General features: G+C 70.3%; 17 protein-coding genes. 7 read left to right on the top strand and 10 right to left on the bottom strand.

The window, feature by feature from the left end; translation table 11 throughout:
- Position 1: 1 nt before the first annotated feature.
- From hisI to hisD, 9 genes are all read right to left on the bottom strand, one after another.
- Positions 2–400, bottom strand: coding sequence for a phosphoribosyl-AMP cyclohydrolase (gene hisI, locus VNF71_16830; GenBank protein HVA76220.1), 399 nt, complete (start codon positions 398–400; stop codon positions 2–4).
- Positions 401–466: 66 nt separating this feature from the next.
- Complete coding sequence (locus VNF71_16825) at positions 467–1012, bottom strand: GAF domain-containing protein (GenBank protein HVA76219.1); 546 nt, start codon at positions 1010–1012, stop codon at positions 467–469.
- A gap of 133 nt (positions 1013–1145) precedes the next feature.
- Entirely contained in the window at positions 1146–1469 is a 324-nt protein-coding gene (locus VNF71_16820) for a co-chaperone GroES (GenBank protein ID HVA76218.1), read from the bottom strand.
- An 11-nt stretch (positions 1470–1480) separates the two neighbouring features.
- Entirely contained in the window at positions 1481–2254 is a 774-nt protein-coding gene (gene hisF / locus VNF71_16815) for an imidazole glycerol phosphate synthase subunit HisF (GenBank protein ID HVA76217.1), read from the bottom strand.
- A 13-nt stretch (positions 2255–2267) separates the two neighbouring features.
- Positions 2268–3008, bottom strand: a complete 741-nt coding sequence (gene hisA, locus VNF71_16810) for a 1-(5-phosphoribosyl)-5-[(5-phosphoribosylamino)methylideneamino]imidazole-4-carboxamide isomerase (GenBank protein HVA76216.1) — start codon at positions 3006–3008, stop codon at positions 2268–2270.
- A gap of 2 nt (positions 3009–3010) precedes the next feature.
- Complete coding sequence (gene hisH, locus VNF71_16805; GenBank protein ID HVA76215.1) at positions 3011–3613, bottom strand: imidazole glycerol phosphate synthase subunit HisH; 603 nt, start codon at positions 3611–3613, stop codon at positions 3011–3013.
- Positions 3610–4215 carry an imidazoleglycerol-phosphate dehydratase HisB gene (gene hisB / locus VNF71_16800; GenBank protein HVA76214.1) on the bottom strand — a complete coding sequence of 202 codons (606 nt, stop codon included), beginning with the start codon at positions 4213–4215 and terminating at the stop codon, positions 3610–3612. The genes hisH and hisB overlap by 4 nt, the downstream gene beginning before the upstream one ends.
- The gene (hisC, locus tag VNF71_16795) at positions 4205–5272 is read right to left on the bottom strand and encodes a histidinol-phosphate transaminase (GenBank protein ID HVA76213.1); all 1068 of its coding nucleotides are present in this window, start codon (positions 5270–5272) and stop codon (positions 4205–4207) included. The genes hisB and hisC overlap by 11 nt, the downstream gene beginning before the upstream one ends.
- Positions 5272–6594, bottom strand: coding sequence for a histidinol dehydrogenase (gene hisD / locus VNF71_16790; protein HVA76212.1), 1323 nt, complete (start codon positions 6592–6594; stop codon positions 5272–5274). Before hisD ends, hisC begins: the two co-directional genes overlap by 1 nt.
- A 21-nt stretch (positions 6595–6615) precedes the next feature.
- Here hisD and VNF71_16785 point away from each other — a divergent pair, with 21 nt between their 5' ends.
- Positions 6616–6804, top strand: a complete 189-nt coding sequence (locus VNF71_16785; protein ID HVA76211.1) for a hypothetical protein — start codon at positions 6616–6618, stop codon at positions 6802–6804.
- On the opposite strand, the gene nth is transcribed toward VNF71_16785, so the two are convergent.
- Positions 6801–7478, bottom strand: coding sequence for an endonuclease III (gene nth, locus VNF71_16780; GenBank protein HVA76210.1), 678 nt, complete (start codon positions 7476–7478; stop codon positions 6801–6803). The genes VNF71_16785 and nth overlap by 4 nt on opposite strands.
- A 50-nt stretch (positions 7479–7528) precedes the next feature.
- Here nth and mshD point away from each other — a divergent pair, with 50 nt between their 5' ends.
- The 6 genes from mshD to VNF71_16750 form a co-directional block, all read left to right on the top strand.
- Positions 7529–8464 carry a mycothiol synthase gene (mshD, locus tag VNF71_16775; GenBank protein ID HVA76209.1) on the top strand — a complete coding sequence of 312 codons (936 nt, stop codon included), beginning with the start codon at positions 7529–7531 and terminating at the stop codon, positions 8462–8464.
- Positions 8465–8475: 11 nt separating this feature from the next.
- The gene (gene rlmN, locus VNF71_16770; protein HVA76208.1) at positions 8476–9549 is read left to right on the top strand and encodes a 23S rRNA (adenine(2503)-C(2))-methyltransferase RlmN; all 1074 of its coding nucleotides are present in this window, start codon (positions 8476–8478) and stop codon (positions 9547–9549) included.
- 27 nt (positions 9550–9576) lie between these two features.
- Positions 9577–9918: a hypothetical protein gene (locus tag VNF71_16765; GenBank protein ID HVA76207.1), complete on the top strand. Its 342-nt coding sequence runs from the start codon at positions 9577–9579 to the stop codon at positions 9916–9918.
- Positions 9919–9959: 41 nt separating this feature from the next.
- Positions 9960–10415 (top strand): MaoC family dehydratase, encoded by a 456-nt coding sequence (locus VNF71_16760; protein ID HVA76206.1) that lies wholly within the window; start codon positions 9960–9962, stop codon positions 10413–10415.
- A 72-nt stretch (positions 10416–10487) separates the two neighbouring features.
- Entirely contained in the window at positions 10488–11156 is a 669-nt protein-coding gene (locus tag VNF71_16755; GenBank protein ID HVA76205.1) for a ubiquinone/menaquinone biosynthesis methyltransferase, read from the top strand.
- Positions 11153–12433: isochorismate synthase (locus VNF71_16750; GenBank protein HVA76204.1), on the top strand; the 1281-nt coding region annotated here is incomplete at its 3' end. The genes VNF71_16755 and VNF71_16750, both read left to right, overlap by 4 nt.

The raw sequence follows: 12433 nt of genomic DNA, 5'->3' as shown, positions 1-12433 counted from the left end.
CTCAGCCGGCGCCGGCGGGGTCCCCCTCGGCGGAGCCGGGCGCGGCCGAGCCGAAGGACCGGTAGAAGCAGCTGCGCTCGCCGGTATGGCACGCGCCGGCGCCCTCCTGCTCGACGACGAACAGCAGAGCGTCGCCGTCGCAGTCGTAGTACGCGGCGCGCACCCACTGGCGGTCGCCGCTGGTGTCGCCCTTGCGCCAGCGCTCCTGCCGGCTGCGCGACCAGAAGACGGTCCGGCCCGATTCGAAAGTCTCCGCGAGGGTGCCGGAGTTCATCCACCCCATCATGAGCACCTCGCCGGAGGCGTGGTCCTGGACGATCGCGGCGACGAGGCCGTCGTCGTTGTACTTGACGGCGGCCAGCTGGTCTGGGGTCGCTTCGATCGGGGCTGCTACCGGCATGCCCCCATCGTAGGAGGCCTCAAAGAGGCTCGGGGTGCCATTACTCAGGCGATCCTGCGAGTCTCCTCAGGTCGCGCGCCACTCTCTTTCGAAGGTCACCTGCCGGTCGAGGACGCTTAGGCGCAGCTCGTCCATCGCGATGGCTGCGAGGTCGGCGAGCACGGCGAGCTTGTCGTCGGTCCAGTCACGCGGGATGAAGTCGAGGACGCAGAGCGCGCCGACCGCGAAGTGGTCGGGGCTCTTCAGAGGTATCCCGGCGTAGGAGGCCACCCCCATCTCCACGACCGCGAGGTTCCCGTCGAGGCGGAGATCCAGGGCGGCGTCGGGAACGATCAGCGGCATGCCGCCGGTGACGACGTGCTGGCAGATCGAGTACTCGATCGGGGTCTGGCGTGCCTGGGCGATGTCGTCGGGAAGGCCATAGGAGCTCACGAAGAACTGCCGGTCGGGCTCGACGAGCGTGAGCAGCGCGACCGGCGCCTCGAGCAGCTCGGCGGCAAGCCTGGTCAGCCTGTCGAAGGTGGTACTCGGAGGCCGGTACAGCGGCACGATGCGGCGTACCGCAGCGAGCCTCTTCGGGTCGTTGACGATCGGGGACACGGTCGCAGGCACGGCATCTCCGGGACACTCAGGCGCGGCACTGCGCTTCCAATCAGGCCACTCTCTGTGTACAACCTGAGAGGGAAGGTGCGCAATGGGTGGAGGGCCTTTTTCAGGGCAATTTCAGGGAATCGTGACCTGTTGTTTACAGATAGAGACCCGTTCCGTCATCAACCCGCTCGGAAGCGACCGCGTGGAGGTCACGCTCACGAAGGATGAGATAGTCCTCGCCCTGCACCTCGACCTCGTACCTGTCCTCCGGGTTGAAAAGTACCTGGTCACCCGCCCGCACCGAACGGACGTGCGGGCCGGCGGCCACCACCTCCGCCCACGCGAGACGGCGGGCGACCTGCGCTGTCGCGGGGATCAGGATGCCCGCTCGCGACTTTCGCTCGCCCTCACCGCGGGGGATCTGGACCAGCACCCGGTCGGTGAGCATCTGCACGGCCTGCTTCGACGAGTCGGTCATCGGCAACCAAGCTAATCCTCTCGGACCGCGACGGGCCTCACGACGACGCCGGCGTCACGCATCGCGCGCTTCGCGTCGGCGACCGACGCCTCCCCGAAATGGAAGATCGAGGCCGCGAGCACGGCGTCGGCCCCGCCGGCGACCGCCCCCTCCACCAGGTGCGCGAGCACTCCCACCCCCCCACTCGCCACGACCGGGATCCCGACCAGGTCGACCACCGAACGCGTGAGCTCTATGTCGAAGCCCTTCCTCGTGCCGTCGCGGTCCATCGAGTTGAGGACGAGCTCGCCGGCGCCGCGGCGCTCGCATTCCTCGGACCACCGGAGCGCGTCGATGCCCGTCGCGTTGCGCCCACCGTGGGTGAACACCTCGAAGCCGGCGGTTCTCCGGCGCACGTCGATGCCGACCACGACGCACTGCGCGCCGAACGTGTCCGACAGCTCGTCGACGAGCTCGGGGCGGGCGACGGCGGCGCTGTTGACGCTCACCTTGTCGGCACCGACCCGGAGGAGCCTGCGCGCGTCCTCCAGTGACCGGACCCCGCCCCCGACGGTCAGCGGTATGAAGACCTGTTCCGCGGTGCGCGCTACGACGTCGACCATCGTGTCGCGGGCCTCCGCCGACGCGGTGATGTCGTAGAAGACGAGCTCGTCGGCCCCCTCGGTGTCGTAGCGCGCTGCGAGCTCCACGGGGTCGCCGGCGTCGCGGAGGTTGGCGAAGTTGACCCCTTTGACGACGCGGCCGGCGTCGACGTCGAGGCACGGGATGACCCTCACCGCCCTCATAACCTCGCCACCCTCATGGCAGCGAGACCGCTTCGAGAGCACGGCGGAGGTCGACGCGCCCTTCGTAGATGGCCTTGCCGACGATCACTCCGGCGAGGGCGCGGCCGGCGCATCGCACTCGCGCCAGGGCTTCGATGTCGTGGATGCCGGACACCCCACCCGACGCGACGATCGGCGCCCCAGTGGCCGCGAGGAGCGCGCTGAGGCCGTCGACGTCCGGGCCTTCGAGGCGCCCGTCGCGAGAGATGTCTGTCACTACCACGGCGGTGGCGCCGGCGCCCACCGCGTCGCGGACAAGCGCCTCGACCTCGACGGCCGACTCCTCGGTCCACCCGCGCAGGCGCACCCTGCCGGCGCGGTGGTCCACCCCTACCGCGATCTGCCCGGGCCACCGGTGCGCGGCTTCGGCGACCAGCGCCGGGTTCTGGACCGCGGCGGTCCCGATCACGACGCGGGCCACGCCCCGCGCGATCAGGTCCGCCGCGTCGTCGAGGGAACGCACGCCGCCGCCGGTCTGGACCCTCACGGCGGGCCCCACGGCTTCGACGATCGCGGCGACGACGGGCCGGTTCACGGGTTCGCCGGTCTTCGCCGCGTCGAGGTCGACGACGTGGACCCAGCGGGCACCCGCCTCGGCAAACGACCTCGCCGCCGCCACCGGGTCGTCGCCGTAGACGGTCTCCTGGTCGAAGTCGCCCTCCACGAGGCGCACGCAGCGCCCGCCGCGCAGGTCTATCGCCGGGAAGATCTCCATGGTCACCCAGCGGCTGCGACGAAGTTCGCGAGAAGCGCGAGGCCAGACGAACCGGACTTCTCGGGGTGGAACTGGGTGGCCCAGACGTTGTCCTTCGCGACCGCGGCGACGATGGTCCCGCCGTAGTCGCACGTCGCCACGACCGCGTCGCTCGGAGGCGGCGCGTAGGAGTGGACGAAATAGACCCACGGGTGCGGGCCCAAGCCGGCGACGAGTGGGTGATCGGGACGGGTCAGGTCGAGCTGGTTCCACTGCATCTGGGGCCGCTTGACCCCTTCAGGAAGCCTTTGCACCTTGCCGGGCAGGACGCCTAGGCCGGTGGTGTCCGGCGACTCCTCGGAGCCGTCGTAGAGCATCTGCAGGCCCACGCAGATCCCCAGGAACGGTTTTCCCGAATCGATCGCCTGGAGCGCGACCCGGTCGAGACCGGTGGCGCGCAGAGCTTCGATGCAGCGACCGAAGCTGCCGACGCCCGGCAGTACCACCGCGCCCGCGGATGACGCCACGTCGGGATCGCTGACGAGCTTGGCGTCGGCCCCGAGATGCTGCAGGGCCTTCTCGGCGGAGCGCAGGTTCCCGATGCCGTAGTCGAGAACTGCGATCAAAGCGTTCCCTTGGTCGACGGCACTCCGCCTCCCTCGACCCGCACGGCGTCCCTCAACGCCCGCGCGACGCCCTTGAACGAAGCCTCCAGAATGTGGTGCGAGTTCTTGCCCGACACCATCCGCAGGTGGAGAGTTATCCCCGCGGAGGTGACGAACGCCCGCCAGAACTCCTCGGCCAGCTGCGGGTCGAACGGAGGGTCACCGATCGGGTAGGCGTCGCCGCCGGCGCCGGGGTCCACGTCGTAGACGAGGTAGGGGCGCCCCGACAGGTCGAGCGCCACCGAGATCAGCGCCTCGTCGAGCGGAACGTCGATCGAGGCGAACCGCCGGACTCCGGCTTTGTCCCCCAGCGCCTCGCGCAACGCGTCTCCAAGGAGGATCCCCGTGTCCTCGACGGTGTGGTGCGCGTCGACGTGCAGGTCGCCCTTGGCTTCGAGGGCGAGGTCGAAGCCGGCGTGCTTGCCGAGCTGCGAGACCATGTGGTCGAAGAAGGAGAGGCCGGTCGCGACGGTGACGTCGCCGGTGCCGTCGATGTCGAGGCGCAGCCGGATGGAGGTTTCCTTGGTGGAGCGCTCGCGCTCGACCATTCGCCTACTTGTCACCTAGAACCTCCTGGAGGGCGGAGAGGAAGGCGTCGTTTTCCGCCGGGGTGCCGATCGTCACGCGCAGGCACCCTTCGAGTCCAGGCCACGACGACGTGTCGCGCACGAGGACGGACCGCTGCAGCAGGCCCTGCCACACCTCGGACCCCTTGCGCCGCTCCGGGCGTAACAGCACGAAGTTCGACTGCGACGGCCAGGTGGTGACCCCGAGGCGCTCGAGCGCTGCGACGACGCGCTGCCGCTCGCGGACGATGAGCCCGACCCGCTCCTCCATCTCCGGGGCGAACTCGAGCGCGAGGCGGCCGGCGGCCTGCTTCAGCGCGTCGAGGTGGTAGGGCAGGGCGACTCTCTCGAGTGTGGCGACCACTTCGGGAGGGCCGAGCAGGTACCCGAGCCGCGCCGCGGCCATCGACCAGGTCTTGGAGAACGTGCGCGTCACGACGAGCGGGCGCGAGCCGCCGACTAGGTCCGTGGCCGACCAGTCGGCGAACTGGCCGTAGGCTTCGTCGACGACGAGCAGGCCCGGGCTCGCTTCGAGAACGTGCTCGACGGTCGTGAGGTTCTCCGCCATGCCGGTCGGGTTGTTGGGCGAGCAGAGAAACGTGATCGACGGGTTGTTGGCGGCCAGCACATCGTCGACTTCTGCGAGATCGAGCGAGAAGTCCGCCCGGCGCCGGCCTTCGACGACCGCGGTGGCGGTGAGGTGCGCGATGTGCGAGTGGAGCGCGTACGTCGGCTCGAACACCGCCGCGCTACGGCCGGGACCTCCGTAGGCGAGGCAGATCGACTGGAGGACCTCATTGGAGCCGTTGGCGCAGAACACCTGGTCCGCTCCGACCCCGTGGAACCGCGCGATCGCCTTGCGGAGACCGGTGGCGTTGCGGTCCGGGTACCTGTTGAACGGGATCTGCCGCATCTCGGCGGCGAGAGCGTCGAGCCAGGCGGGAGGAGGCGGAAGGGGCGACTCGTTGGTGTTGAGCCGCACGGAGACGTCGACCTGCGGGGAGTGGTAGCCCTCTCGAAGGCCAAGGTCCTCGCGCGGTTCGGGGAGCGGCATCAGGAGGTCCTGCTGCCGGCCCGCATGAGCACCGAGTCCGCGTGCGCGGCGAGCCCTTCGCTCTCGGCCATGGCGGCGACATGGGGCGCGAGCCGCTCGAGAGCGGAACGTTGCACGTCGACCAGGTGGATGAATTTGCAGAAGTCGTCGACGCGCAGCGCGCTGCCGAAGCGCGCCGAGCGAGCTGTGGGAAGCACGTGGTTGGGTCCCGCGGCGTAGTCGCCGAGGCTGGCGGGTGCCCACAGGCCGAGGAACACGGCGCCGGCGCTGCGAAGCAGGGGGACCAGCGATTCGGGGTCGTCGTTGAGCAGCTCGAGGTGCTCGGCGGCCACGGCGTTCGCGACGGCCATCGCCTGCTCGGGTCCGTCGACCAGGACGGAGAACCCGCCGCGCGTGAGGGTGGATTCGATCTCGGCGCGGCGCGGCGATGCTGCGGTGATTCGCTCCACTTCGGCGGCGATCGCCTTCGCCGCGTCGGGGGACCACGTGATCAGGTAGGCGAGTCCGTCGGGCCCGTGCTCGGCCTGCACGACGAGATCGACCGCGGCGTACTCCGGCGGGGTCGATTCGTCGGCCACCACCGCGACCTCCGACGGCCCGGTGAAAGCCGACGGCACGCCAACCGCGCCCTCGCCGGCCACGAGTCGCTCCGCGATCGCGACGTAGCGGTTCCCTGGCCCGACGATGACGTCCACCGCCGGGATCGACTCCGTCCCGTACGCGAGCGCGCCGATGGCCTGCGCGCCACCGACGCGGTAGACCTCGTCGACACCGGCGATCGCCGCCGCGGCGAGGATGGCGTCGGCGATCGCGCCGTCGGGACCCGGTGGTGAGCACATCGCGAGCGCCCCCACGCCTGCGACGCGCGCCGGTGCAGCGGTCATCAGCACCGTTGAGGCCAGCGGGGCCCGCCCTCCCGGGACGTACAACCCCGCCCTGTCGACGGCACGGCGGGCTTCCCGCACGACGATCCCGTCTTTCTCATAGCGGACATCCGGATGCAGCTGCGCCCGGTGGTAGTCGACGATGTTGCCGTGCGCTACCTCGAGCGCCTCCCTGAGCTTCGCCGGGATCCGGTCCAGGGCGCCGCTCACGGCCTCCGGGGGCACTCGCAGGTCGCCGACGCGCACGCCGTCGAACCGCTCGGTCAGGTCCCGCAACGCCGTGTCGCCGCTCGCTTTGACCAGCGCGAGGATCTCGCGGACCGAGGCGGCCGGTCCTTCGTCGCTGGCCGGCGGCTCGGGGAGATGCTTGGCCATGTCCCCCGTGGCGCCGCGCAGGTCAAGGGGCGTCAGCAGCGGCGTCGCTTGTGGGGGGGACATCGGGTCCATGATGGTATCGGTATGTCCGCTCGCGCCGAACTGAGTTCCGTCTCCACCGCCGTCGAGGACCTGCTCAAGCGGGTCACCGAGATCGTCGACGGGCTCGCCTCGCAGGAGCGGGGTTTGATGGGGCCGGACCTCTTCGAAGTGGAGCGATCGCTCAGGTCCGCGCAGCGTCGCCTGAGGCGGATCGTCGACAAGATCGCCTAACGGGCCTTTGCCGCCTTGCCGGTCGGCGCCCGGGAAGACGGGCAGAAGTCCGCCAGCACGCAATCGGCGCACTGCGGCCGGCGGGCGATGCAGACCCTCCGTCCGTGAAGTATCAGGCGCAGGCCGAAGCTCCCCCACTCCCCGGGCGGCAGCACCGCGCACACGTCGCTCTCGATGCGCACCGGGTCCGCCGACTCGGTCAGGCCGAGCAGCCGGGTCAGGCGGGTCACGTGCGTGTCGACGGCGAGGCCGGGCTTGTCGAAGGCGACCGACAGGATCACGTTGGCCGTCTTGCGACCCACCCCGGGTACGGTCACCAGGTCGGCGATATTGTCGGGCACCTCGCCGCCGAATCGCTCGTCGAGCGCCCTGCCGAGACCTATGAGGCTCTTGGTCTTCGAGCGGAAGAAGCCCGTCGAGTGGATCATCTCCTCGAGCTCGCCCGGGTCCGCGGCGGCGAGGTCGGCCGGCTCGGGGTAGCGCGCGAACACGTCCGGGGTGACCATGTTGACGCGCTCGTCGGTGGTCTGCGCCGACAGGACAGTCGCCACGAGAAGCTGGAACGGCGTCTTGAAGTCGAGCGCGCACAGCTCCCGCACGGTGCCCGGGTACTCGGCCGCCAGCCGGTGCGCCGTCTCCCGCGCGCGCCCCTTCGCTGTCCTCGGTTTCGCCACCTACTCAGCCTACGGTCGGGGCCGCCCGTTGCGCCGGTACCCTTTGGGCGGTGCACCGCATAGAGATCAACCGGCATATCGACGGCGACGATGCCGCTTCGTTGCGGGCGCTGTTCGACGCCGCCGCTGCTGCCGACGCGCACGCTGCTCTCGACGAGCACGCGTGGCTCGACCTCGTCCACGGAGGGCGGGAGGGCTTCGCCGGCCTTGTCGCATGGGAGTCCGGCCACGACCATCCCGTCGGGTACGCGCAGGTGTCGCGCGGTTCGGGGAACTGGGCGCTGGAGTACGTCGTCGACCCGCACCACCGGGTCCCCGGCAACACGATCGGCGCGGATCTCCTGAAAGCCGCGGTCGACGTGATCGCCTCGGAGGGAGGCGGTCATGTGCACATGTGGGTCAACCAGCCGCGCCCCCACCACGACCGGATCGCCGAGTCGGTCGGCCTGAAGCCCGGCCGGGTTCTATACCAGATGCGCCGCCCGCTTCCCGTCGAGGAGTCGGCGCGCGACGGTGCGCCACCGATAGCCGTGCGGACGTTCGAGGTCGGCTCCGACGAGGAGGCCTGGTTGGAGGTCAACAACCGGGCGTTCCACTGGCATCCCGAGCAAGGCGGCTGGGACCTCGCGACCATCAAGCAGCGCGAGGCGGAGCCCTGGTTCGACGCGGCGGGATTCCTCCTGCACGAGGACAGCTCCGGCAAGATCGACGGATTCTGCTGGACGAAGGTGCACGCGGACGACGAGCCTCCGCTGGGGGAGATCTACGTCATCGCTGTCGACCCCGAGGCGGGTGAGCCGCGGCCCGGGCTGGGTCGTTCGCTGGTGCTCGCGGGGCTGGATCACCTGTACGGCAAGGGTATTCGCACAGGGATGCTGTACGTGGATGCTGACAACGCCAAAGCGGTCAAGCTCTACGTCGACATGGGGTTCGTGGTGAACCACCTCGACCAGGCCTACGTCGGCGACGTCCCATCGTCGCGCTGAGGGGAACTCGGATGGTCGGGTCTCGGATGGTCGGATCTCGGATGGTCGGGGCGTACGAGTTGACGCGCGAGGAGTTGGGCCGGCTGCTCGAGGGTGAGCCCGCGTACCGGGTCGACCAGGTGTGGCGGGGGCTGCACGCTGAGGGACGGCGGCCTTCCGAGATGACGAACCTGCCGGCTCGCCTCCGGTCGCGATTGGAGTCGGCTCTGCCGCCGGCGCTGACCCGTGTCGCCGAGTCGGTGTCGGACGGCGGCAGGACGGTCAAGTGGCTGTGGCAGTTGGAGGGCGGCGCGCAGGCGGAGACCGTCCTCATGCACTATCCCGAACGCGCAACGGTCTGCGTGTCGAGCCAGGCGGGATGCGCGATGCGGTGCTCGTTTTGCGCGACCGGGCAGGCGGGGTTCAGCCGGAACCTGTCGGCGGGCGAGATCGTCGAGCAGGTGGTGGTAGCGAGGCGCGCTGCGATGCCTGCGCGCTTGTCGAACGTCGTCTTCATGGGAATGGGCGAACCGCTCGCCAACTACGACAACCTGTGGGCCGCGCTGCGGCGCATCCACGACGAGCTCGGCATTTCGGCCAGGCATCTCACCGTCTCGACGGTCGGCGTGATACCCGGGATACGCCGGATGGCCGGCGAGGACCTGCCGGTCAACCTCGCCGTGTCGTTGCACGCGGCCAACGACGAGCTGAGGAGCAGCCTCGTCCCGCTCAACCGCCGCTACCCCATCGACTCGCTGATGGAGGCGTGCGGCCAGTACGTGACGGCGAAGGGCCGGCGGCTCAGCTTCGAGTGGGCGTTGATATCGGGCGTCAACGACCGGCCCTCCGACGCCGAGGAGCTCGCCTTGCTCGCCCGGCCGCTCGGCGCGCACGTCAACCTCATCCCCTTGAACCCCACGCCGGGCTACCGCGTCCGCGGGAGCTCGCCGCCGGCGGTACGCGGGTTCCGGGACATGCTGGTGTCGCTCGGGGTGAACGCGACCGTTCGGCGCAACCGCGGCACCGACATCGATGCGGCGTGCGGGCAGCTGGCTGCGAGGGTTGGGGCCGGGGCAACGGGGCGCGGCGGGGGCGGCGGCCGGTAAGGCCCGGGCGCTGGCACACTGGTGGCCATGCCCGCCAATCGTTGGCTCGACCGGACCCAGCCTCAAACGCTGATGATGGCGACGATCCTCATGTACGTGAACGCCGCGCTGGGGGTCATAGACGGCGAGGTGTCGGCGGTGCCGATCGGGACCGTGCTGGTGGTCGGTCAGGTCGCTGCAGGCTGGGGCATAGCCAACGAGAAGAAATGGGGCTACTGGCTCGGCGTGGTGCTCGCGGCGGTGCAGCTGGCCTTCATCGTGCTGTACTTCTCGTTCGGGGCCGTCCTGAACCTGGCGTTCTTCGCTGCGCTGCTGGCGTTGTTGCTGCACCCCCAGAGCCGGTCGTACCGCAAAACCTGGTTCAAGTAGGCGGTTGGGTGCCGGCCCGGTAGCTGGCGTAGCCTGCGGGCATGGTTACCACGATCGACGGCATCAGCGGCCTGGAGCAGCGCGTCGGGGAGCATCTCGGCTACAGCGAGTGGCACGAGGTCACCCAGGAGCAGGTGAACCTCTTCGCAGACGCGACGGGCGACCACCAGTGGATCCACGTTGACGTCGAGCGCGCCAAGGCCGGGCCTTTCGGCGCTCCGATCGCGCACGGCTACCTGACGCTGTCGCTCGCGCCGATGCTGCTGAGCGAGATCCTCGTCGTCTCGGGCGTGGCGATGGGCATCAACTACGGACTGAACAAGCTGCGCTTCCCCTCCCCCGTCCCGGTCGGATCCAAGCTGCGCGCGGGAGCCACCCTCGCGGGCGTGGAGCAGGTGTCGGGCGGTGTGCAGGTGACCCTCGCGGTGACGTTCGAAACCGAGGGGGGCTCGAAGCCGGCGTGTGTAGCGGACATCCTGTTCCGCTACTACTCCTGACCTGATTGGCGCGGACGGCTGACGCGGACGCTGCAGGGGGAACTGCCGGAGGGGGAAGCGAAGGTTCGCGCGGTGCGGGAGATGTTCGACACCATCGCCCCGCGCTACGACCTGGTGAACCGGATCATGACGTTCGGCCTCGACCGCGTCTGGCGCCGCGCGGCAGTCGCCGCGCTCGGCCTGCCGGCCGGAAGCCTGGTACTGGACGTCGCCTGCGGAACCGGCGATCTGTGCAGGGACGTGGCATCGGCCGGTCATCACCCGATCGGTGTGGACCTGTCCATGGGGATGCTCCTCCACGCCCGCACGGCTGCGCCACTGGTGCACACTGATGCCCTGGAGCTGCCGCTGGCGCCGGCGAGCGTCGACGGGGTGGTGAGCGGGTTCGCCCTGCGCAACTTTTCCGGACTGGAACCCCTCTTCGCCGAGCTAGCGCGCGTCACGGTTCCGGGCGGGCGGGTGGCCCTGCTGGACGTTGCGGTCCCGTCCAATCCTTTGATGCGCGCCGGCCACGCGGCGTACTTCGGGCACGTGGTGCCGAGGATCGGCGCGGCCCTATCCGACCGCGACGCGTACCGGTACCTCCCGAAGTCGGTGGCGTACCTCCCCGATCCCCCGCGAATGCTGCGGATGCTCGGCGACGCGGGTTTCGAGGCGGTGGAGCGCCGGCTGCTGAGCGGGGGCATCACGCAGCTCATCACGGCCACCCGGTCCGGGGTCCGTAGCGGAGCAGCCCGATGACCTCGCCGGTGTTGAAGCTGCGGGCACACACCGTCGCCCTCGACGGGGCGCCTGACCTGCTCGCCGAAGCCGGCGAGTCGGGCTACCTGTGGCGCGAGGAGGCTGGCGGACTCGCTGCCACCGGGGTAGCGGCCGGGATCGACCTGCCCGGCGGGCTTGGTGACGCCGCAGCCATACGTGACGTCCTGGCTTCGTTGGCGGACATCGAAACGGTCGACGAGGTGGGACTGCCCGGGTGCGGGCCGGTCGTGATCGGCGCTCTGCCGTTCGACCCGGCGGCTCCCGGGCACCTCATCGTCCCCCAGCGTGTCGTGGGGTGCCGGGACGGGCGAGCCTGGGTGACGACGGTCTCGCCCGTGGAAAGCGTCCCCGGTGTCGTGGATTGGCGGACCGAGGGACCCGTGCGACCGTCCGGCTCGCCTCCCGATCACTTCAGCCTCACCGCGTCGATGCCACACGCGGACTGGAAGGCGGTGGTCGCCGGCGCCGTGGACGCCATCAAGCGCGGCGAGCTTCGCAAGGTGGTGCTGGCCCGCCGCGTGGACATCACAGGCAACCGCCCGTTCGTGGTCTCCGACGTTCTGGCGCGCCTTCAGGCGCTCTACCCGTCGTGCATGATCTTCTCGGTCGACGGGTTCCTGGGCGCGAGCCCCGAGTTGTTGATCAGGCGGACCGGCGATCTGGTGGAGTCGCACCCGTTGGCGGGCACCGTCGCGCGGAGCGGAGACACCCGGTCCGACGAGGCTCTGATCGCGGGGCTGATGGGGTCGAAGAAGGCCCGGCACGAGCATCAGGTGGTCGTTGACGAGCTGCGGGCGGCGCTGGCGCCGGTGTGCACGGAGCTCGTGATCCCCGACCACCCGTCGGTGATGGGGTTGCGCAACGTGTCGCACCTGGGGACCCGGATAAGCGGGCGGCTGGGCGCGGGGGCGGCGCGGGCGGGGCGGGCGGCAGAGAGCGCAGCGGGCGGCCTGCCGTCAGCGCTCGAGCTGGTGGCGATGGTGCACCCGACGCCGGCGGTCGGGGGAAACCCGACGGCCGCGGCGATCCGCTACGCCGCCGACGTGGAGGGCTTCGACAGGGGCCGTTACGCGGGGCCGGTGGGTTGGATGGACAGCCGCGGGGACGGAGCTTTCGCCCTCGGGATCCGCTGCGCGGAGGTCAGCGGGGCGCGGGCCCGTATCTACGCGGGGAACGGCGTCGTGGCCGGATCCGACCCCGACGAGGAGCTGGCGGAGACGCAGCTGAAGCTGCAGGCGTTGCTCGCCGCGCTCGTG

The organism is Acidimicrobiales bacterium (assembly GCA_035533095.1).
In the GTDB taxonomy this organism is placed as follows: Bacteria; Actinomycetota; Acidimicrobiia; order Acidimicrobiales; family Palsa-688; genus DATLUM01.
This window is presented reverse-complemented; position numbering and strand designations above follow the sequence as displayed.

Excerpts from the sequence above, each read along its gene's own strand:
- VNF71_16785 (HVA76211.1), top strand. The coding sequence starts at position 6,616 with ATGTCCGCTCGCGCCGAACTGAGTTCCGTCTCCACCGCCGTCGAGGAC.
- hisA (HVA76216.1), bottom strand. The coding sequence starts at position 3,008 with ATGGAGATCTTCCCGGCGATAGACCTGCGCGGCGGGCGCTGCGTGCGC.
- hisI (HVA76220.1), bottom strand. The coding sequence starts at position 400 with ATGCCGGTAGCAGCCCCGATCGAAGCGACCCCAGACCAGCTGGCCGCC.
- hisC (HVA76213.1), bottom strand. The coding sequence starts at position 5,272 with ATGCCGCTCCCCGAACCGCGCGAGGACCTTGGCCTTCGAGAGGGCTAC.
- VNF71_16820 (HVA76218.1), bottom strand. The coding sequence starts at position 1,469 with ATGACCGACTCGTCGAAGCAGGCCGTGCAGATGCTCACCGACCGGGTG.
- VNF71_16765 (HVA76207.1), top strand. The coding sequence starts at position 9,577 with ATGCCCGCCAATCGTTGGCTCGACCGGACCCAGCCTCAAACGCTGATG.
- VNF71_16760 (HVA76206.1), top strand. The coding sequence starts at position 9,960 with ATGGTTACCACGATCGACGGCATCAGCGGCCTGGAGCAGCGCGTCGGG.
- hisF (HVA76217.1), bottom strand. The coding sequence starts at position 2,254 with ATGAGGGCGGTGAGGGTCATCCCGTGCCTCGACGTCGACGCCGGCCGC.
- hisD (HVA76212.1), bottom strand. The coding sequence starts at position 6,594 with ATGTCCCCCCCACAAGCGACGCCGCTGCTGACGCCCCTTGACCTGCGC.
- rlmN (HVA76208.1), top strand. The coding sequence starts at position 8,476 with ATGGTCGGGTCTCGGATGGTCGGATCTCGGATGGTCGGGGCGTACGAG.